Source organism: Allobosea sp. BK604, from assembly GCF_004341515.1.
Lineage (GTDB): Bacteria > Pseudomonadota > Alphaproteobacteria > Rhizobiales > Beijerinckiaceae > Allobosea.
In genome coordinates this window covers 106,920-128,372 of the sequence record NZ_SLZF01000002.1, presented here as the reverse complement: position 1 = coordinate 128,372, position 21,453 = coordinate 106,920, and the positions used below count along the sequence as shown (strand labels likewise).

Genomic DNA, 21,453 nt, shown 5'->3' with positions numbered 1-21,453 from the left:
TCGGCTCAGCGCGAGGCGGTGCGCTCGAACTGGCGCAAGGCCTGGTTGCCGCGCTCGTTGGCGGCGTCCATCGCAGCCTTCGGGCTCTTCTGGCCGTTCAGCGCCGCCTCGATCTCTTCCGACCAGATGTCGCGGATCTGGACGAGGCCGCCGAAGCGCACGCCGCGCGAATTATCGGTCGGCTCCTTGTTGTTGAGCTCGAGCAGCGGCGTCTCGAGATAGGGCTTGTCCTTGTAGAAGCCGGACGCCTTGACCTTCTCATAGGCCGCCTTGGTGATCGGCAGGTAGCCCGACTCGGTATGCAACTTCACCTGACGGTCGACATCCGACAGGAAGTTGAAGAACTTGGCGACGCCCTTGTACTCGTCGGCCTTCTTGCCACCCATCACCCAGAGCGAAGCGCCGCCGATGATCGAGTTCTGCGGCGCGCCCTGCACGTCGGGATAATACGGCATCGGCGCGTTGGCCCAGGCGAACTTGGCATTGGCGTTGACATTGCCGAAGAAGGCCGAGGAGGTCAGGAAGATCGGGCATTCGCCCGAGGTGAAGCGGCCTTCGCCGGTATTGGTGCGGCCGGAATAGTCGAAGGTCTTGTCCTTCTGCAGCTCGACCAGATTGGTCAGGTGCTTCACGAACAGGTCGGAGTTGATCTTGAACTCGGTGTCGACGCCGTCGAAGCCGTTGGCCTTGGTGCCGACCGGCACGTTATGCCAGGCGCCGAGCTGCTCGATATTGGCCCAGGTCGTCCAGGCGGTCGAGAAGCCGCACTTGTCGTAGCCGGCGGCCTTCAGCTTCTTGGCAGCCTCGAACACCTCAGGCCAGGTCTTCGGCGGCGCCTCCGGCAGGCCAGCCTTCTTCAGCGCGTCCTTGTTGTACCACATCACCATCGAGGACGAGTTGAAGGGGAACGAGAGCATGTCGCCCTTCGTCGTCGAGTAATAGCCGGTGATCGCCGGCAAATAGCTCTTCGGATCGAATTTTTCGCCGGCATCCTTCATCACGTCGGCGACCGGCTTGATGGCGCCCTTGGCCGACATCATGGTCGCGGTGCCGACCTCGAAGACCTGCAGGATGTGCGGCGCATTGCCGGCGCGGAAGGCGGCGATGCCGGCGTTCAGCGCATCGGCATAGGAGCCCTTATAGGCCGGGACGACCTTGTATTCCTTCTGCGAGGCGTTGAAATCCTCGGCGAGCTTGACGACGACGTCGTTATTCGCGCCGGTCATCGCGTGCCACCACTGGATCTCGGTCTGCGCCATGGCCGGCATCGACCAGGCGGCCGTGAGCAGGGCGGTGGAAAGCACGAGGCGGGACTGGAATGTCATGTACGTTCTCCCTTCCGCCCTCCGGTGCGCGGGGGCGGCTCTTGTTGTTTGGTGCGCAAGCTAACATGAAGAGCCGGCGACATTTCAATGACAATATGACGACGGCAGCGCCATGCTCCCTTCGTACGGGTTGCCTTGGGTTCCCACCGCACGCTGGTGGTCCGAAAACCAAAAAATGAGACTTGCTAACCAAAACATGAGACCTGTAAACCAAGTCGAACCCGTCCATGGTCTCGACGGCAAAGAGGCTGCTGCTTTCAATATAACGGACAACCGTTTTGATCCTTGTGGGGCGGCCTAGGGCCTGACGAGGCGATATGCGAAAGGCAAAGAGCGAGGGGGCATCATCATTATGACTGCTCTGGGGCAAGATACTCGTCTACCAGTGCGATTTATTCCTGCGCCAGACGAAAGTATCTTGGGTTGGGTGGCTCGCGTCTGCGAGGCAGGCGGCTACCGAAATCCCAGAGCGATACTGGCGGCAGTTCAGTTATTTGGCGAAGATATTGACTCGCGGAGGAAAACTGCTGCTGCCCTCGCGAAGCTAACCGAATCAAGTGTGTCTGTTTTCAGTCGGATCGTGCCTAGCATATCTTCAGAGTACGCGCGATTTTCATCACTAAACAATATAAAGATTCCTAACCGATTTGTAGATTTTCAGATTTTCCGCATGTGCCCGGTGTGCCTGTCTGACAAGGGTTATGCGGTCTCAGCCTGGCACCTTCGCTTCTGGCGGGTGTGTCCTAAGCATTGTGTGCAAATGGTACACGCCTGCCCCGCATGTCGAGCCGTTTTGCTATGGCCACGGTCAAACATTTCGCGATGTCAGAAACCAAGTTGCCGGTATTCATTAACGAACATAGTTCCGCAAAGTGCGAACCCGGTCGCCGTCGAGCTAACTCAGTTATTGGCCGCCCGTTTCGGAGTTGGGAAGTTCGTGCCGAATTACACACTCCCCGAATTCAACGAGGCTAGCACAGAGTGCATCCTAGAGGTGGTAGGAGCGGCGCTCGCCAGAGGCGATTTGCAATCTAAAAAGCCGGACGCCCATTCCAGATACGGTGCTATTGTCAGCTTTATTGCCGCAGTCAGATCAAACCGAGCTAGATTTTTGAATGGCATAACGACTTCAAACGTCAAGTTATACGGCGGTGAACTAGGAGAATCGATGTTGCGTGTTGCGGCAGGGGGTTTCAATCGAGGAGCCTGTAATTTAGAAGTGTGCATTCAAAGGGTAAAGGACAAGATAAACAGACTTCCAGGTATCAGGTCCCGAGTAATCGTAAATAAGAAAATGTATAAATCAGGAGCTATATCGTACAAAAATGGAGACTACGCGATCAATGTCTCCAGTTATTCACCATTTGCTCGTGGAATGCCTGGCGTTAATATCAATTCCGCCACGTGGATTGATGAAGAATCGGCCGTCCATTTATTCAACGTGAGCGCTCCTAGGTTGCTCGAACTGAACCGTGCTAAAATAATAGATAAAGCAAAAACGGGCGGCATGAATTTCTACGACAGGTACCAAATCGGCAAACTAATGCTGAGGATTAGATACAAGACTAAAATTGTTGAGGGAATTAATCCTCGTTTACTTTGCAGTGTGAATGCGGGTCGAGTCTGGTACAAAATGCCATTTCAAGAGCGAATTCTCGCAATTTTGAACGGTCACGTTGTGCCATGCTACGTAGATGAGAAAGCTCGCGGTGTTGAAAGAATCCTTTTTAAGCCGTCAGATGTGCGAAACTGGTGTGCGAAGATGAGAGTTCAGAATTCCGAGACCCGGCGTTGATCTGTTTGAGGCGAACGACTACCAACGTTTCGCCCGACATGAACTTGCGGATCTAATCGCGGCGGGTACGTGCGTTCTCATGCGCGCCACCTCCCAGTTGCTGGACCAGGTGGAGCGGTCTGTTCTGGCACGTCGTAAAGGCATCATCTCACGTCAATGCAGAGGCTCGGGTTGAACCCGGATTGTTCCTCTATATGGCCGCGGGGATTAGCCAAGATGCGCGTTAATCCAACAGTGTAATCTGAGACCCTATGAACATGGCCGTGAACCCAAAGTGCTGGGGCACCGAACTCGATTAGGCTGCTTAGGTCCGAGGCGTAGCAGAAAGCCAACGGATCACTTCGATCCGCGAGTGAGTTCGGGTGTGGGGCGTGGTGCGTGACCACGACCGTCTGGCCCAGCCAAGGCATCGAGATCGCGCCGGAAATGTAGTCGCGGGTAGCGCGGTGGAGCCGCAGTGTCTCGGCCGGCCGAAGGCGCTTGTTTTGATCCGGTTTGCGCCGGATGCGCCGATAGTCCCGCATGTTCTTTTCCGCTTCGCGTAGCGCGGCATGCAGCGAATAGGTGCCTAGCCTCAGATCAGTCCAGAGAGTGCCGCCCAAGAAACGGGTTTCGCCGACCACCACGGAACTATCGAGGAGGAGGCTGACGCCAAGTCGATCAGCGAGCTCGCGACCCCGCTGCAGTTGGTCCCATATCGTGTAGCGCTCCTCGCCCTTGTCCCACCAGAAATCGTGATTGCCGGGAGTGTAAATGACGTGTAGCCCAGAAAACCTCTCATGGAGCCACGCCAGCGCCCTGGTGAGCGGCATATGCACATCGCCGGGGACCACAACGACATCAAAGCCAGCGGTAGGGGCGCTCGGAAGCGGGTCCCAAAGTTGATCGTCGAATTCTTGGTGCAGGTCGGAAAATAGCCAAATGCGCATGACGGCTCGGTTTTCCGGGCTGAGGCGACGCATTGAGCTCGAGCGCCACAGCACCATCCAGGGCAGCTAACATTAGTCTGCCGCTGCGGCAACCAAAGTCGAGCTAGCTGGATGCGAATACGAAGCGAAAAGCTCGTAAACTTCCATGTGGCACATCTCTGCGCATTCGGCGCCATTCGCCTGCTCTGCGCCGTTCAGTGTCTCTCAACTGCGAGGCTCTCATGGCGAAAAATGCAAAATCGAAGCGCCACCACAATGGAAACTACATTGCTTTGCGAGAGCGAGTACATCGACGCGCTCGCTCGCTTGGAAAGACTTACGTCAGCTCCGAGGGATGCCAAAGCTGAGACGGAACTAAAAGCTCTTCGAGTCGCAATCTGCCGATACAAAGAAGCCATCCGGCAGCCGCAAATCGTCTGTAACGACAATTATCGATGAGGAAGTAAAACCTTTAGCTTATCAGGTGGGATTTGCTTTCTCGCTGGCTTCGGTGCGGCACATTCGGATGGAGGCCGTGCTGGGAAGAGAAACCCGGAACCGGCGCGCTGCGAGGAGAGTTGACCCGCACGTTATGGATGGGCCCGCACCTGCGTAGCCCCGGAAGCAAGGGGCTACGAATGTCTGATATGGATGTCAGAGCTGGGAGTGCAACCGAACTCGGAGCCATCGCCGACCAGGAGGGTACAAACTTTGCGATATTCTCGTCGCACGCCGAGCGGGTCGAACTCTGCCTTTTCGACGAAAGCGGCAAGAACGAGATTGCCCGCGTCACCCTGCCGGAATACACGAACGCGATCTGGCACGGCTATTTGCCCGGTGTGAAGCCGGGCCAGCGTTATGGCTACCGGGTCCATGGCCGCTACGTGCCTGAGGAAGGGCACCGCTTCAACCCGAACAAGCTGCTGCTCGACCCCTATGCACGCCAATATTCCGGCGAAATCGCCTGGCACGACGCCCATTACGGCTACGACGTTGCGGCCAAGGCCGACAAGGACCTAAGTTTCAGCAAGAGCGACAGCGCGCCTTTCATGCCGAAATGCATTGTCTCCGATTTCAAGGCCGATCCGAAGGCGCCCGACAAGCCGCGCATCGCCTGGGACAGGACGATCTTTTACGAGACGCATGTGCGCGGCTACACCAAGCTGCATCCCGCCATTCCCGAAGCGAAGCGCGGCACCTTCGACGGGCTCGGCGAGCAGGCCATCGTCGACTACATCAGGAGCCTCGGCGTCACCTCGGTCGAGCTGCTGCCGGTGCATGCCTTCGTCGACGACCATCACCTCGTCGCCAAAGGCCTGCGCAACCATTGGGGCTATAACAGTATCGGCTTCTTCGCTCCCGAGCAGCGCTACGAGGGGCAGGCCGGGCTCGCGTCGTTCCGCGACATGGTCCGCCGCTTCCACGAGGCTGGGCTCGAGGTCATTCTCGACGTGGTCTACAACCACACCGCCGAGGGCAACGAGCTCGGGCCGACGCTCAGCTTCAAGGGCATCGACAACTATTCCTACTACCGGACGATCGCCGGCAAGCCGCGTTACTACGTCAATGATACCGGCACCGGAAACACGCTGAACACCAGCCATCCGCGCGTGCTGCAAATGGTGCTGGATTCGCTGCGCTACTGGGTCGAGGTCATGGAGGTGGACGGGTTCCGCTTCGATCTCGGCACCATCCTCGGGCGCGAGCCGGAGGGCTTCGACCCGCGCAGCGGCTTCTTCGACGCCATGGGGCAGGACCCGATGCTGCGCCGGGTCAAGCTGATCGGCGAGCCCTGGGATATCGGGCCGGGCGGCTACCAGGTCGGCGGCTTCCCGCCGGGCTGGTCGGAATGGAACGACAAGTATCGCGACACGGTCCGCGCCTACTGGAAGGGCGAAGAGGGCATCATTCGCGATCTCGCGGCGCGCATCACCGGCTCGGGCGATATCTACGATGAGTTCGGGCGCCGGCCATGGTCGAGCGTCAACTTCATCACCGCCCATGACGGCTTCACGCTGAACGATCTCGTTTCCTACAACGACAAGCACAACGAGGCGAATGGCGAGGACAACAAGGATGGCCACGGCCACAACCTGTCCTTCAATTTCGGTGCCGAGGGGCCGACGCAGGACGAGGGCATCATCGCGGCGCGCGAGCGCCAGAAGCGCAACCTGCTGGCGACGCTGCTGCTCTCGCATGGCGCGCCGATGCTGCTCGCCGGCGACGAGTTCGGCCATACGCAGGGTGGCAACAACAATGTGTACGCCCAGGACAACGAGATCGGCTGGATCGACTGGGAGAAGATCGGGCCGCGCGACAAGGCGCTGACCGGATTCGTGCGCCGCGTCGCGCAGTTGCGGACGGAACACGCGATCTTCCGCCGCGACAGCTTTCGCGACGGCACCGTGCTGCGCTGGGTCAACCCTGCGGGTGGCGACCAGCAGGAGGAGCATTGGGACGATCCAGGCGTGCGCGCCATCGGCCTTCTGATGCATGCGCCGAATGTCGAGGAGGGCGGCGACGAGGCGCTGATCCTGTTCAACGCCTTCGACGGCGAGGTGGAGTTCGAGCTGCCGGCGCGGGTGAAGAAGGGCTCGTGGTCGGTCGTGCTTGATACCGAGACCGGACCGAATTCCGACGAGGGCCGCAAGGGACTGAAGGCGGAGGCGACGCTGACCTTGTCGCCACGGTCGCTGATCGTGCTGATGTAAACGGCACTCGCCAACACGCCAGCTTGAGCTGCGCTCGGCTCGTAGACCTACGGGGAGATTGGTCCCGCTCCGGCGGGACTCCCTCTTTCGCTAGACGTTTTCGTCGGGCCGTACGCGCGTTACATGCCCCATTTTTCGACCGGAACGGGATTCTCTCTTGCCGTACAAATGCAGATGGGCGCCTGCCTCGGCAAGATACTCGCGCCAATTTTCGGCAGCATCTCCGATCAAGTTCTTCATCTCAATCGTGCCCAGTCGGGCCGAGCTTCCGAGTGGGAAATTACAGATCGCCCGCACATGCTGCTGAAATTGCGAGGTCTTGGCGCCGTCGCTAGTCCAGTGCCCGGAATTATGAACGCGCGGTGCGATCTCGTTGATGAGAAAGGTCTCCCGGTCCCCTTCCTCAACGACAAACATTTCGATTGCGATGATCCCGACATACTCCAACGCATCAGCAATGCGCCGCGCCGCGTTGAGGGCGCCTTCGTAGGTGTTTGTACGCACTCTCGCAGGGGCCCGCGTCACGCTCAAAATGTGATCGACGTGTTCGTTCTCACAGACATCGTAAGCTTTGAATTCGCCGTTGTAGCCGCGTGCGGCGATTACCGAAATTTCTTTGGTGAAAGTAATCAAGCCCTCTAATACCGCCTCAACACCCCCAATCTCAGCATAAGCACCGGCAGCGTCCGTTTCAGCGGAGATTTTTACCTGTCCCTTGCCATCATAGCCAAAGCGACTTGTTTTCAACACGCACGGGCGGCCGAGCTCAGCTAACGAGCTGTCTAGTTCATCGATATTGGTCACGACGCGAAACGGCGCGAGCGGCAAGCCGAGAGCTTCGATAAAACGCTTCTCTGTCACCCGGTCCTGCGTGATCGCGAGCGCTCGGGCACTTGGCTGCAACGGCTTCCGCGCGGCAAGCAACATAGCCGTCTCAGCGGGCACGTTTTCAAATTCGTAGGTGACCAAATCGACGCTTTCCACGAACTGCCGAAGCGCCGCTGCATCATCGTAAGCGGCGATCGTTGAACGACCTGCTACTTCGGCTGCAGGGCTCTCCCGCTCCGGGGTGTAGATATGGGAAAGAACGCCCAAGTCCGCAGCAGCCTGGGCCATCATTCGAGCGAGTTGCCCACCGCCCAGGATCCCCAGGACACTGCCTGGTCCAAACGTGCCGCTCGGCTGCATGATGTAATCCCTCAGATTCCTGGCTCGGGCCATGCCTGACAATCGTGCCGGAGACAAGTTGAGCACGCGGTGCCACGGGCCCGTCGAGAACGCAACGCTACGAGGTCCGGCCGCTCCGCCCGCAGCACTGGACCATCGCTATGAGGAACGCTCCCGTCTAACGGGTGTTTGTCTTCAAACAGGAGAGACGAATGCCCGTGACCATTTTGGACGAATTCCAGTATGAAGAGGCACAAAGCAAGATCGCCGAGCTGGAGCATCTCCCGAGGACCGACGAACGTCTGCGGGAGATTTCGGCGCTGACTGACGCGATCAACGCGTGGCAGCGGGACCACGGAACGCCCAACTCGCCACCGCAAGAAAAGGAAGCCTGTGACACCACCGTCGTCTCCATTCGCGAAGCGCCGCCTCCAGACGATCTAAGAGAACAAGACGAATCGACCGCCGACGGCAAATCCTAAATATGAGACGCGGCGTGTGGTTTGCTTGCCGCGCGTTCTTGTCCGAGCGCGAGCCGGCAACGGCTCCACTCGGAACGAGCTTGAGTGTCTCGCGTTCCCCCATGATCAACTTGGGAGTAGGGGCAACCGGACCGGCCGACAGCTAGCCGTCGAGATGTCTCAAAAGTTCCGTGGTCGAGACTGGATTGCCGTGCTTGCCCTAGAAAGTGGCGCCTCCCGCGACGCGGTTGAGTGGCATCTTCAAGAGGGACATGGTGCCCAGCAAGGCAAAGGAAGCCGCACTCAATATGCTTGCATCGGCCGAGGGATCGGCTGAGCAGGAAACCTCCCACCACCGGTGCGGGTCGGAGCCGCAAGACAACCTCCGACGTGAACGCGATTGAGTGGGTCAGGCTCGCCCGTCGCGGCACCTGTGAATGCCAGAGACGTTAGGTATCACTTGTTCCGAACCCGGACAACGATCGCCGCTGCGATGGCGGAGAATATGGCGCCCGCCACTCCAGAGCTTACGGCCTTCAGACGCCGCGGAGACGGTTGACCACTCAGACGGTATGAGGCCGCCCGGTCAAGAAGCGGCGCCGATCGTACGGGCCGCCGGCTAATAATACGAGCGGCAACGACTGACATGATTGCCGCCACCAGCAAGCCGGAGGCGATGATCAAGCTCGCATCAATCTCGCCGTAGCGAACGAGCAACCATTCATGAGCCGCACGGAGGACGTACCCGGCCGCGCACATGGCTAGAATGCCACCGAGGCCCATGAGGGCGTAAACAACCGCTCTGCGCTTGATTGCGTCGACAACGCCGGCTGCTAAGAAAGCGATTAGGCCGCCCACGTCCTACTTCGCCGCCCAGAAGCCGAGGACGACGCCAACGCCTAAAGCCCAACCCAGAGCTCGCATCGGTCGCGCGCGAATCTCGCTCTCGAGCATCTCCTGGAATTCTCCAGCGCGCTCTTGCGCGACATCCGTCATCTGATTGGTGTCGACGCCAATTGACTTGAGATTCGCGACTAGCCCGCCTGTTTCTTCGAACTTTTCATCATTTCCGCCACCGCTAGCCTCGGCCTTCTGCGACATGGCTTTGAAACCAGTCGATTCCGTCGATCCGTTCCCGTTTTCCATAACGTGCTCCGTGAATCTCATGCATTGTGCTTCGTAGGAAGCGATGCGATTCAAAACCGGTCGCCACCCGACCTGTTCCAGCAGCGACGGCCGATTTCGAGAGCCACGATAGTCGCGGTCAATGCCGGAGCCCGACCGGCGATACTGTGGGATCAATCGTGATGCATGTGGCATCTGATCCCACCGTGCCGCAGGCAAAGGTTTGGCAGGGCGCGCAGGGTGAATGCGTCGACGAGCTAAGATTGCCCGGCGGCTGAGGTGAGGTTCGATACGTCATGGCGACCTCGGTGCAACGGGTACCAACCGCCCCACAGCATTGCTCCACCCCAGACCAGAAACCCCACGTCCCAGTAGATTTGCATGTCGCGATCAACCGTTTCGTTGACATGATGTAAGCCAAGCAAGTGGTGATTGATCGCTCCCTCCACGCAGTTGAATGCGCCGAAACCAATCAAGATAGTCCCGGCAAGATTGCGTGCGTGACGCCAAAGCAGGAGCAATCCGGACACAAAAATATATGTCCCGATATGAAAGATCCCGTCGAAGAACGTATTGAACGACATATTTTCCAACGAATGGGCCGGATACCATGCGCTTGCAACATGATGCCACTGAAGAACCTGGTGTAGTACGATCCCATCGAAAAAGCCGCCGAGTCCGAGACCGACGAGCGTACCAGCAAGAACTGGAAACGTCGTCGCACGGGCTAAGTTTTTTCCATTCAGAAAGCGACCAGCGCTCGAAACCATCTCGCAAATTCCCTCTGATAGAACCGTGGCGCCAGCGGCCTTTGAGACGAGGATTTAATCGCGAGCGCCGTCCATCATCGACGGCGCAACGTCCCCTGAGGTTCTGCCGGAGCGCAAACGTGTGCCGCTAAGTTCTAGGACCCCGTAGCGACGCAACTCGTCGGCGGACTAATTGCGAGATGGAGTCGTCCCGCTACCTGCTATCGTATCACCCAGCTTTCGGGCCAGCACTCGGGCCAAGAAGTTCCAGGATGGCATGTCGATCCTGACGAGCCCGCACTCCCGCTCTGACTTCAAGGCCGGCGCCTGAGCTTCATCGCCCGGCCAGCACGATCAAGAGCGCGCCGAGTAACGCGAATACGTCCTCCGCGAGAGCTGCGGGAAGGTTTTTGCCGACTGCGGCTGCCAGCCTGCTCCGAATCTCCGCTCCGCTAAACGTGCCGACGATAGCGCCTACAATGCCTGTAACAGCCCCGAAAGCGAGCGAGCCCCCGGTCACTCCGAGGGCCGCGCCGGAAAGCCCACCCAAGACCAGGCGGCCGCTGAACTGCAGCGGAACCTTGCGACCGGGCGTTGACGGCAACTTATCGGCGACCAGCTCACCGAGGGCCAGCACGGTCAGTATCCACGGCGCACAGGAATATCCGAGGAAGGCAATCGGGCTCGCGCTGAGGTTAATCCAGCCGAGATAAGCGGCCCAGCTAACAGCGGCAGGGGCCGTCATAGTGCGCAGGCCGGCGATGCAGCCGATCAGCAACCCGAGCAAGACAGCCCGAATTCGCTTCCATTGGATGGCGCTAACGGTGCGGAACGTGCCAGCCGCGCCACTGGGTTCTTGCCAATCTCTTGTTCGAGGTTGGTATCACGGCGGGTGTGGCGTCAATGGCGGAAGGAGCAGCGACTGACATCGCCGATGCAACCGGCTGGGGTCTTCGAAGCCGACGAGAAATCACTCGGCTCCGCCACGCCCTAGGGCCTTCGCCCCGGGAACCCGACACCAGATGTTAAAAATGCGAGGAGTTAGAGCCGACGGCTCTACCGCTCCTCAGAACGATCTCATTACGGCGATCGGCAAAGCCCGGAAGAGGTCGCAGGCGGAGCATCCTTGCTCGGCGACCTGGATTTCCGTACCGGCAATAACATCTCTCCAGGTCCCTACGGGCAGCTCCACCATTGTGTCGCCCCAGACACCGCCCGCGGGGAGGGTCGAGCCTCCTGCGGGCGTACGGGCCACAACAACGACGAGTCGCTCGCCACCGAAACGTCTCTCGAACGCGATCAAGTCCCTGGAACGCTCTCCCGAAGCCGATACCGGCTGATAATGCCCTTGCTCGTAAAGCAGGGCGTGGGTGCGGCGATCCTCCAACAACCTAGTTATGACGCGCTGCTTGATGCGGCCGTCTTGCCAAGTTGTCATGAGATCCTCAATCGACGGCTCGATCGACAGAGATTTCTCACGGCCGACGTAATCGACTGGCCGACGATTGTCTGGATCGACCAGCGAGAAATCCCACATCTCCGTGCCTTGGTAGATGTCAGGCACCCCTGGCAAGGTCAATTTCAATGCCGTCCTTGCAAGGCCCTTGATAACGCCCCGCTCGGCCAGTTCCGCCGCCCATGTGTTGAGCTCCGCAAAAACCGCGCTCTCGGGCTTCAGCGCACCCGCCACGAGGGCCTTGACGGCGGCCTCGTACTGCTCGCGGGGGTTCGTCCAGCTGGAATTACGCTTGGACTCACGCAATGCCTTCTCCACCCAGGCGTCCATGCGTTCTGCGAACCGAGCCAGACCTTCGGGATCAGATCCAGTCAACAGCTCAAGTGGCCAAGCGGCCAGCAACTGCTGCAGGACGAGATATCGATCGAGTCCATCTGGCGCGGTTGAATCCGGCGCAAGCTGGCGGCTCAGCGTTTGCCACGACGCAGCGTAGTGGCCCCATTGCGCCGGTATGTCGGACAGCGCCAGGAGGCGTGCGCGGCTGTCCTCTCCACGCTTCGTATCATGTGTCGCCGTAGCGATCATGGCGTGCGGCCATTTTCGACACCGATCGCCATTTGCAGCATGGAAGTCCTCTGCGGAGATGCCGAAGTGTTCCGGCTCAGCCCCGACTTCGTTAAGCGCGAGAAGCACGCCGTAGCGATAGAAGAGTGTATCTTCCAAGCTCTTGGCCATCACAGGACCAGTGAGCTGTTGAAATCGCCGGCGGAACCTCTCGCAATGTTCGGCTAGGGCTGAGCCCTCTGCAGCGGCCGGAAGCTCCGCCAGCAATATCTCAGCGATGAACTCATGTAACGTTTGCTCGGGAAGCGCAGTCGCTTCACACGCGGCCGCAATGGTACTGCGGATCAGACGTCGGTCCGCAGGGGAGGGGGCTTCTGATGCAACGTAGCTGCGGTAGACCGGGAAGCGTTCGATGATCTCAGCCAGCGCCTTCCGCATGGCGTAGACGGTATAATCCCTTGTGTGGCGATCTGCGTGAGCCACCCGGACAAGGTCGGATACGAGGACCTCGAGCTCGCTGGCGAAGCCGGTCTCGAGCGTCTCACGCCTGACCTCCCGGAGCATCTCTGCATACGACTCCGTGGCTCCGCTAACCTCGCGATAAATCTCTTCTAAATTTTCAGCTGCATCCTGGTCGACCAGAACGCCGTCGATCAGGTTGAGGACATCGTAGCCAGTCGTGCCAGAGATTGGCCATGGCGGAAGTTCCTCACCAGGTCCGAGGATCTTTTCGACCAAAATGTAGAAGCCTGGGCCAACTTCCGCCTGAAGCGCTCGGAGGTAAGCTGCGGGGTCCGCAAGCCCGTCCACGTGATCTACGCGTAGCCCCTGAATTCGGTCTTGGCGAACGAGATCGATTACCGTCCGATGAGTTCGCTCGAAAACATCGGGGTCTTCAACCCGGATGCCGGCCAATGAGTTCACTTCAAAGAAACGGCGATAATTGATGTCGCTGGCGGCGACCCGCCAGTAAGCGAGCCGATAAGCCTGTGCCTCAAGAATGCGGTGCAACGTCTCGAAGCTTTCCGGAATCCCAGGCGAGCCATTTACCAGGACGATAGTGCGGTGAAGCGCCTCGGCGAGCTCTACCGATGAGGAGACCGCAGCTGCGAAGCGCAATTTAAGGTGTTCGGCTGCGTCGTGTGCGTTGCTGGCCGGGGGCCCGGCGTCAGCTATCGTGCGCAGGCGCGACGATATCGCTAGCGCCTCCCTAAAGCCGGGCTTGGTGAACTCGCCGGCGAGGAGCAACGCGCGATCCAGAATGATTGGATACGTCAGGGGGTTGATCGGGAAGCGGTGATCGCCGTGCCAGACGCTCAGTGTGCCCTCGTTCGCATCTAGCTTTAGCTCAAGGCGCCCATTTTCCAGGGCTTCGCCATAACGCTCCCCGAGGAACGGGACGACAAGCTTGCCGTTGGCGCCAAGACGTTCCCAATCGATGTCGAAGGCGGCCGCATGCGGTGAATGCTGACCCCATTCCAGCACAGATAACCACCAATTATTGTCGGCGCCCCCGATGCCCATATGGTTGGGGACGATATCCAGAACCAAGCCCATCTCATGGGCTCGGAGCGCATCAGAAAGTTGCAAAAAACCAGTCATCCCGCCTAGCTCGGGGTTTATACCCGTGTGATCGACAATGTCGTACCCATGCAGGGACCCCGGCCGCGCCGTTTGGATCGGCGACGCGTAGACGTGGCTGATGCCCAGACGAGCCAGATAGGGCACGATTGCCGCCGCCTGCTCGAACGTAAAATCTCGGTGAAACTGGAGGCGATAGGTCGCGCGCGGAGGAGGTGCCGCCAGCGCCGTGCCTGGTCTGGGCTCTCCGCTTCGACCTTCGTTGGCGAAGAGCGCAGCGAGCTTCGCGAGACTGCTCCGCGTCGCAGTGAGCGAAACAACGTCGAGAGACAGCTTGCGCTGCCAGTTTGGGTGCTGGGCGTCCATTCCCGGCAAGTTGGCTTGATTGAGTTCGCCGGCTGCATCCTCGGTCTGGATAGCGACTAGCGCCGACCTTGATCGCGCCAGATAAGCAACGGCCGCCTCGATAGGTGGTTCGACAGGAAACTGCCCTGCCGGGTCGAGTAGCTGCTGCTCTCTCATCGCATCGACGAGCTTTTCTCGGTCGTTAATACGGGCGGCGCGAGCGCGATCGGCATCCGCGCCGGTATGTTGTCCTGATGCGTGGCGCAGGTCGATGTCGAGGCCCTTCCACCAGCCTTTGAACGTCGGTAAATCGTGAGTTGTAAGTGCGGCGAGGGCGCGTTCTGGATAATCCTGCGGCGTTTTGAAGGCACCATGTTCATCGCGCTCGAAGGGAAGGACGCGGTAACTGTAGACGCCGGCGGCCATGATTGCGTCCGAGAAGCCATCGGGTCCGGTGCCGAGATCTTCCGCAATCACCATGCAGCGGGCCCGGTAGCTCTCCAGGCGCAGTAGCGCCAGGAGCGCTTTGAATGGATAGGAAATATATGCTCCGTCGCTCGCAGACGCGCCGGCCGGGATAAGAAAGAGCCGTTGCAGCTGGAATGCATGGTCGATCCGGATCGCGCCGGCATGGCGCATATTGGCTGCGAGCACGGCCCTGAATGGCTCCAGTCCTTCGTCCTCGAGCATAAGCGGATGGAAAGGGGGCAAGCCCCAATTCTGGCCGGCTGGGCCGATGGGGTCTGGCGGTGCACCGATCGATAGCGACGTCATGAAGCGCTGAGGTGCGGACCAAACCTCCGAGCCGGCTCCGTCAACTCCAACCGCGAGATCACGGAATAATCCGATGTCCATGCCGGCACCAATGGCGGCTGCTTGGGCAGCTCCCAATTGCTGATCGGCCTGCCACTGGAGCCAAATGTGGAAGTCAACCAGTCCGGGGTGCTCACCTGCGAAGCGTGCCACGGCCTCGCCGCCGGCATCCCGATAGGCCTGGGGCCAATCGCCGAGCCATCTCGCGCCGCTTTCGGCGAAAAGCTCCGATAGGGCCTCGAACGTCGCGTGCGCGACCAGCGGTTGTCCGCCCCGCGAGCGAAACGATGCGAAGGTTTCGTTCGGGCCGAGCTGGTCAAAGCTCCGCCAGATTGCTTGCAGCAGAGAGCGCTTCGCCTCCCATGACGCGCGCCGATCGACCAGACCAGACTCGCGAAGTGACGTGACATGGGCCCGTGCATGCCCGGGCCAGAGGTCGTCGCGACGCTCCTCGAATCCGTCGATATTACTTGGATTGAGATATTGTGGATCGAGCATAAGCCGCGAGGAGGGCGAGTAGGGCGATGCTTTCTCGGGGTCGGAGACGAAGAGGGCGTGGACGGGGCTCAGCCCGAGGAATGAGGCACCAAGCCTGCCGGCCCGCTCGCTCAGAGCGGCTGCATCGCCATAGTCACCCATGCCAAAATTGTTGTCGGAACGAAGTGAGTAGAGCTGTGACGTCACGCCCCAGCCTCTCTCGCCGCGACGGATGGATCCTGGCTCATGGCAGCGGTCGGGGGCGCAAATAATCCGGCACCGGCCCCGCTCCTGCCCGTCGAAGCTCACCGACAGGGTCCAGTAGCCCAAGGGTAAAGCCGGAAGCTGGAAGGCCGCCCCACCCTGGGCCACCTCACAATCGATGCGCCCTTGGCATATGCCCCCGGTCTCGTCTGTCGCGACAAACTCGACGTTCCTTGGCGGTGAACTATTACGCATCGATATCCGCGTTGGCCGCCCTTCTGCGGCGACCACGATCGGGGCGAGCAGGGTTCGTTGCCGAGTTTGAAGGCGGGCCAGGGCGTCCTGTGCCTGAGACACCGTGGCGGTATCGTATCCAAGAGCACTCAAAACCGCCCGCTTGGTCTCTAAACTCGCGGCGACCAAGTTGCCTGACGAATCTCTGTACTGCTTGGCGATCCCCGCGAGCTCCGCGATCGTCTCGATCAGTTTGTCGTGCATGTCGTCACTTCCCCACCAGCATGGTGCCCGTCCAAGGAGGAAGCGTCGCATCACCGTCTAGCGCGACACCGGGACTAGACCAGATCGCTCGTTCACCTGACTCCACCGGGAAGACGTAGATATCGGGCCCGAAATTCATCAGAAGGCGTAAAGATCCGCCACCAAACCGCCAGCAAATTTCGAGCGCATCAGCCCCCGGCGACCGCCAGCGGGCGTCGAGGAGGCCGGTTTTCGTCAGTGGAACCACCTCATCGCGACGGAGGTGCAGCAGGGCCTTAGTCTCAGCGAGCACCGAGGAATGGGGGTCGCGCAATGCTTCGTCCCAGTTGAGCCGCGAGCGGGCGAACGTCTCTTCGGTGGTCGGGTCGGGAATGGCGGCGATGCCTGTCTCATCCCCGAAGGCCGCGAACCCGCCGAACTCCTTCCGCCGACCCTCGCGCACTGCATTTGCCAGATCAGGATCGTCTGGAAAATCGACGAAGTAGACGAATGGCGTCGATGCCTGCCACTCCTCTCCCATGAAGAGCAGCGGAATTTGCGGCCCGAGCAGAAGCGCCGCTCGCGCGAGAGCCAGCTTGTTTTGATCGGTCAGCAATCCCAGGCGTTCGCCGAGAGCGCGGTTGCCGATCTGATCATGGTTCTGCAGGAACGCCACGAATGCCGAAGGCGGGAGATGCCCGGAAGGTTCGCCGCGCGCCACTCCGTCATGCTGAGAGTGTTCGCCTTGATAGATGAAACCTTCTGCTAAACCGCGTCCGAGTCTTGCGACCGGATTGTCATAATCTCTGTAATAGCCATCGGATTCGCCTGTGAGGATGCGATGCCATGCGTGGTGGATGTCATCGTTCCACTGCGCCGTATACAACCCTGGCGTCCCACTCTCCGCGGCGCCCAGCCAGCGCGCCTCGTTAGCGTTGTTTTCGAGCACAAGATGGACGTGGCGCTGAGGAAAACTCGCGCGAATACGCTCGGCGAGTTCGGCGATGATGTGCTTCTCGCTGTCGTCGGCGATCGCATGCACGGCGTCGAAGCGAAGTCCGTCGAAGTGATACTCCTCGAGCCAGTAGAGCGCATTGTTGATGAAATACTCGCGAACGGTCGCGCTCGTCTCACCATCATAATTGATCCCCGCGCCCCAAAGGGTCTGATGGCGCTCCGTAAAAAACGTTTGGGCATAGGTGGGGAGGTAGTTTCCTGAAGGTCCGAAATGATTATAGACGACATCGAGCAGGACCATCAGGCCCAAGCTGTGTGCTTCGTCGACCAATGCCTTCAACTCATCGGGCGTGCCGTAAGCGTGGTCCGGTGCATAATGCAGAACGCCGTCATAACCCCAGCTACGACTGCCGGGGAAGTCGGCGATCGGCATCAGCTCTAGGGCTGTGACACCAAGGTCGCGCAGATATTCCAGCTTGCCTGTTAGTGCGGTAAAGCTGCCCTCAGGCGTTGCGGTGCCAACGTGAGCTTCGTAGACAACCGCTTCTTCCCACAGGCGGCCGCGCCAGGATCCGTCCCTCCAGCGATAGGCGAATGGATCCACAACCATACTGGGCCCGCCGATGTCACGCGGCTGAAAGCGCGAGGCTGGGTCAGGGACCGTCGCCTCTCCGTCCACGCGGAAGCTGTAGAGTGCTCCAGCGCCCAAGGCCCGCGCGTGCAGGCGAAACCAGCCATCATCGGCAACCATCTCCTCCTCTCTGTCGTGTGTCAGCAGCGTGACGCGGGAGGCACTCGGGGCCCAGAAGCCGAAGCGGACTCCATCCGCCGCCAAAGCTGCGCCGAATGGCATTTGGTGGCCGCGCCGCATCGAGATCTCCTTATCCGTTGATGTGCATCAACGGTAAGAGCGCCACCAAGTTTCGGGCCCAGGCGGTCTAAATCTTTGAACAAGAAAGCCGCCGGTCCACCGACTTAGCCGCCAACAGGGCTCGGAACGCCAGGACAGTGGAGACTGCGACGGTCGCCTTCCGACGAGGATGCTGGTGCGGGCACCCATTCCAGATCTCAAAAAGGTTGTCGCGCCGGAACCTGATCGCCAAACACCGGTTGCTCTGGCTCAGCAGGAGTGCGGCGCCGGATGCAGGGAACAGAAACGAACACCCCTCCGGCGGCTTTTTATTGCCTTCATCCCACCCTCGGCGGTGGGGCCGAGTCCTGGGGAGCACATGCCGCTCGGGCGCGAAACATGGGGTTTACGCACCTCTTGCTGGCGTGGCCGTTCTCATCCTCCCGAGATTTGTTCCTGAGCGACGACGTCACAAGCGTGAATGGCCATGACGCCGGCGAGATCCTGCTCGGGTTGGCGGAGCAATGCCGCTCAAATGGCCTGACGTTCTGGATGGACCTCGCCATTACGCGGGCGGACGGGGAGGGTGCTCTCGTTGCAGAGCTTGACGGGTGTTGGACCGCTTCCACCCCGGCGTTCCTTGATCCCCGCATTATTCATCGGCGCACCGCGCTGCGTGCAGCTTTCGAGCAGGCAGAAGCGAGAAGACAACTAATCGCGTTCTGGCAGGAGCAGGTTGTGGCCTGGCAGCGCATGGGTGTCGCTGGTGTGCGCTGCCATGATGCTGCGGCGATAGACCTGGCCATTTGGCGGGAAATTCTTGCCCCGGCCCGCCAGGCCCGTACCTCGTTCGCAGCAATGGGTTGGATGCCGCGCGTCGCGTCCGCGCTGGTAGCGCAAGGCTCCGGCATCTTTGATGCTTTGCCATCGTCCCTGGCATGGTGGAATGGGCAAGATCCATCCCTGCTTGAGGAATACAATGATTTGGCGCCCAAAGCCGCGCTGATCGGCTTTCCCCAAGACCCATTTTCGACCGAGCGCATTGGCGACGGTCGTGATCCTGCACGGCGTCGGACAATGGCAGCAACGGTTGCCGCCCTGATGGCCGATGGGTGGCTGATGCCCATGGGCTTCGAATTCGGCATGGAAGCACCATTCGGCGACGCCGAGCCTGACGATTTCGCCGAAGCCCTCAGAAGCGGCATCGATTTGCAACCGGAAATTACGGCTATCAATGGCGTCATGTCGGGCCTGCAGGGCGCCGAACGCCACGTCCAGGCGCTCGAGCTGGGACAAAAGAAGACGATGCTGGCTCGGGGTCGCGTGGGCGGACCTTCCCGGCTCGTGGTGGTGAACCGGGACCTGATCAACTCGGTGACGGTCGATCTCCAAATCCCGTCCGCGTCTTTTGGAATGAGACCTGAGCGTGCCGACGCAACGATCGAGTTGGCTCCGGCAGCGGGAACGCTGGTGCCGCTTGTCCCACGGTTTCCCGTGACAGGCGATCAGGACGCCGCCGACGACCGCCCATTCCGCGAAGACGCGCGCATCGCCATCGAGGGAGTAATGCCGACCGTCGATGGCGGACGATTTCCCGTGAAGGGCACGGTCGGCAATACGGTCGATGTCACGGCAGACATTTTCAGCGACGGTCATGACGTGCTGGCGGCCGAGCTACTGTGGCGTGGGGCCGACGAGCAAGAATGGTCGCGCACGCCGATGCAATACGTCGTGAACGACAGATGGCAGGCTCGCTTTCCGCTGTTGCGGGTTGGAAAGCATCAATTCGCGATCGAGGCTTGGTGGAGCGAATTCGGCACCTATCGTCGTGACCTCATGAAGAAACGGGATGCCGGACTCGACGTGGCGCTCGAAGTCGTCGAGGGCAAGCTCATCCTCGAGAAATTCGTCAGAAGCGCGACCCCGCCTGACCGCGTTGTGATCGAGGCTTCTCTTAGGCAGCTGGGTGCTTCGCAGGAGGAGGGCGTCAGCGTCCTACTGATGGACGATCTGCGCGGAGCGATGGAGCGCGCGGACCCGCGGCCGCATGCGACAGGTTCTCAAACGACCTACCCGATAGAGGCCGATCGGGTTGGTGCGTCCTTCGCGAGTTGGTACGAGCTTTTTCCGCGCTCGATCACAGAAGACCCGGCCAGACACGGTACGTTTCGAGATGTGATTGGTCGGTTACCCGCGATCAAGGCGATGGGCTTCGATGTTGTTTATTTCCCGCCCATCCACCCCATCGGCAAAACCAACCGGAAGGGCCGCAACAATACGCTGACGCCGTCCGATAAGGATCCAGGCAGTCCCTATGCGATTGGGTCGCCTGATGGCGGCCATGATGCGCTACACCCGCAGTTGGGAAGCCATGAAGACTTCCGGGAGTTGGTCCGCGAAGCCGCGCGCCATGGCCTGGAGCTGGCCTTGGATTTCGCAATCCAGTGCTCGCCCGACCACCCCTGGCTCACGCAGCATCCCGACTGGTTCCAATGGCGGCCGGATGGATCGATGCGCTACGCCGAGAATCCGCCCAAAAAGTATCAGGACATCGTCAACGTCGATTTCTATGCGACGGGATCCATTCCTGCGCTATGGACCGGCCTGCGCGACGTCGTGCAGTATTGGGTCGACGAAGGCGTACGCTTATTCCGCGTCGATAATCCGCATACCAAGCCCTTTCCCTTTTGGGAGTGGCTGATCGCTGATATCCGCTCCCGAGACCCGGGCGTGCTCTTTTTGGCGGAGGCATTCACTCGGCCAAAGGTCATGTATCGTCTTGGAAAGGTGGGGTTCTCGCAGTCCTACACGTATTTCACATGGCGCAACACCAAGGCCGAGATCACCGAGTATCTTACTGAGCTGAACACCGCGCCGCCACGCGACATCTTCCGCCCGCATTTCTTCGTCAACACGCCTGATATCAATCCCATCTTTCTGCAGCGCTCCGGCCGACCCGGCTTCCTGATCCGGGCGGCGCTGGCCGCGACGCTCTCGGGTCTCTGGGGCGTATACTCTGGCTTCGAGCTATGCGAGGCAGCTGCGCTTCCGGGCAAGGAAGAATACCTGGATAGCGAGAAGTATGAGATCAAGCCGCGCGACTGGTCGTCGCCAGGTAATATTGTCGCTGAAATCACTCAACTGAACAGAATTCGGCGTTACCACCGCGCGCTACAAAGTCATCTCGGCCTCACCTTCTACAACGCTTCTAACGATAACATCCTGTATTTCGGGAAACGCGCCGAGAGAGACGATGAGATCGTCCTGGTCGCGGTAAATCTCGATCCTTTTGCCTCTCAATACGCGGAGATCGAGGTCCCCCTTTGGGAGTTTGGCTTGCCCGACAACGCCTCGGTGTCGGTGGAAGACCTGATGCAAGGCCATCGGTTCGAGTGGCACGGAAAAATTCAAACGATCCTGCTCAACCCCGATCAACCTTTTTCGATCTGGCGGATAGCCTCTTCCGAAAGTGCAGCGCGATGAACGCG

12 protein-coding genes and 1 pseudogene are annotated in these 21,453 nt (G+C 59.9%); 5 read left to right on the top strand and 8 right to left on the bottom strand.

What is annotated here, in order from left to right; all coding sequences use genetic code 11:
• Positions 1 to 5 precede the first annotated feature (5 nt).
• A complete protein-coding gene (gene ugpB / locus EV560_RS06065) occupies positions 6 to 1,325 on the bottom strand; it encodes a sn-glycerol-3-phosphate ABC transporter substrate-binding protein UgpB (RefSeq protein ID WP_131854843.1) in 1,320 nt (439 codons plus the stop codon).
• Positions 1,326 to 1,677: 352 nt separating this feature from the next.
• Here ugpB and EV560_RS36850 point away from each other — a divergent pair.
• Together EV560_RS36850 and EV560_RS36305 are read left to right on the top strand one after the other, a co-directional pair.
• Positions 1,678 to 2,073, top strand: a pseudogene (locus EV560_RS36850) (TniQ family protein); the annotation flags it as partial.
• 189 nt (positions 2,074 to 2,262) lie between these two features.
• The gene (locus EV560_RS36305) at positions 2,263 to 3,120 is read left to right on the top strand and encodes a hypothetical protein (protein ID WP_248311919.1); all 858 of its coding nucleotides are present in this window, start codon (positions 2,263 to 2,265) and stop codon (positions 3,118 to 3,120) included.
• 143 nt (positions 3,121 to 3,263) lie between these two features.
• On the opposite strand, the gene EV560_RS06055 is transcribed toward EV560_RS36305, so the two are convergent.
• Positions 3,264 to 4,082 (bottom strand): metallophosphoesterase, encoded by an 819-nt coding sequence (locus EV560_RS06055; RefSeq protein ID WP_248311918.1) that lies wholly within the window; start codon positions 4,080 to 4,082, stop codon positions 3,264 to 3,266.
• A gap of 584 nt (positions 4,083 to 4,666) precedes the next feature.
• On the opposite strand from EV560_RS06055, the gene glgX reads away from it, so the two are divergent.
• Positions 4,667 to 6,739 carry a glycogen debranching protein GlgX gene (gene glgX, locus EV560_RS06050; protein WP_131854841.1) on the top strand — a complete coding sequence of 691 codons (2,073 nt, stop codon included), beginning with the start codon at positions 4,667 to 4,669 and terminating at the stop codon, positions 6,737 to 6,739.
• A gap of 90 nt (positions 6,740 to 6,829) precedes the next feature.
• Here glgX and EV560_RS06045 read toward each other — a convergent pair whose 3' ends face one another.
• Positions 6,830 to 7,927: a 5-(carboxyamino)imidazole ribonucleotide synthase gene (locus EV560_RS06045; RefSeq protein ID WP_131854840.1), complete on the bottom strand. Its 1,098-nt coding sequence runs from the start codon at positions 7,925 to 7,927 to the stop codon at positions 6,830 to 6,832.
• A gap of 191 nt (positions 7,928 to 8,118) precedes the next feature.
• On the opposite strand from EV560_RS06045, the gene EV560_RS06040 reads away from it, so the two are divergent.
• Positions 8,119 to 8,388: a hypothetical protein gene (locus tag EV560_RS06040; RefSeq protein WP_131854839.1), complete on the top strand. Its 270-nt coding sequence runs from the start codon at positions 8,119 to 8,121 to the stop codon at positions 8,386 to 8,388.
• A gap of 840 nt (positions 8,389 to 9,228) precedes the next feature.
• On the opposite strand, the gene EV560_RS06035 is transcribed toward EV560_RS06040, so the two are convergent.
• The 5 genes from EV560_RS06035 to treZ all read right to left on the bottom strand — a co-directional run bounded on the left by EV560_RS06035 (position 9,229) and on the right by treZ (position 17,986).
• Positions 9,229 to 9,513: a hypothetical protein gene (locus tag EV560_RS06035; RefSeq protein ID WP_131854838.1), complete on the bottom strand. Its 285-nt coding sequence runs from the start codon at positions 9,511 to 9,513 to the stop codon at positions 9,229 to 9,231.
• Between the two features lie 236 nt (positions 9,514 to 9,749).
• Entirely contained in the window at positions 9,750 to 10,262 is a 513-nt protein-coding gene (locus EV560_RS06030; RefSeq protein WP_131854837.1) for a DUF2243 domain-containing protein, read from the bottom strand.
• Between the two features lie 313 nt (positions 10,263 to 10,575).
• Positions 10,576 to 10,986 carry a DUF4126 domain-containing protein gene (locus EV560_RS06025; RefSeq protein WP_131855478.1) on the bottom strand — a complete coding sequence of 137 codons (411 nt, stop codon included), beginning with the start codon at positions 10,984 to 10,986 and terminating at the stop codon, positions 10,576 to 10,578.
• Positions 10,987 to 11,307: 321 nt separating this feature from the next.
• Complete coding sequence (treY, locus tag EV560_RS06020; RefSeq protein ID WP_131854836.1) at positions 11,308 to 16,179, bottom strand: malto-oligosyltrehalose synthase; 4,872 nt, start codon at positions 16,177 to 16,179, stop codon at positions 11,308 to 11,310.
• Positions 16,180 to 16,183: 4 nt separating this feature from the next.
• Positions 16,184 to 17,986 (bottom strand): malto-oligosyltrehalose trehalohydrolase, encoded by a 1,803-nt coding sequence (gene treZ / locus EV560_RS06015; protein ID WP_131854835.1) that lies wholly within the window; start codon positions 17,984 to 17,986, stop codon positions 16,184 to 16,186.
• A gap of 270 nt (positions 17,987 to 18,256) precedes the next feature.
• Here treZ and EV560_RS06010 point away from each other — a divergent pair, with 270 nt between their 5' ends.
• Entirely contained in the window at positions 18,257 to 21,448 is a 3,192-nt protein-coding gene (locus EV560_RS06010; RefSeq protein WP_131854834.1) for an alpha-1,4-glucan--maltose-1-phosphate maltosyltransferase, read from the top strand.
• Positions 21,449 to 21,453 lie beyond the last annotated feature (5 nt).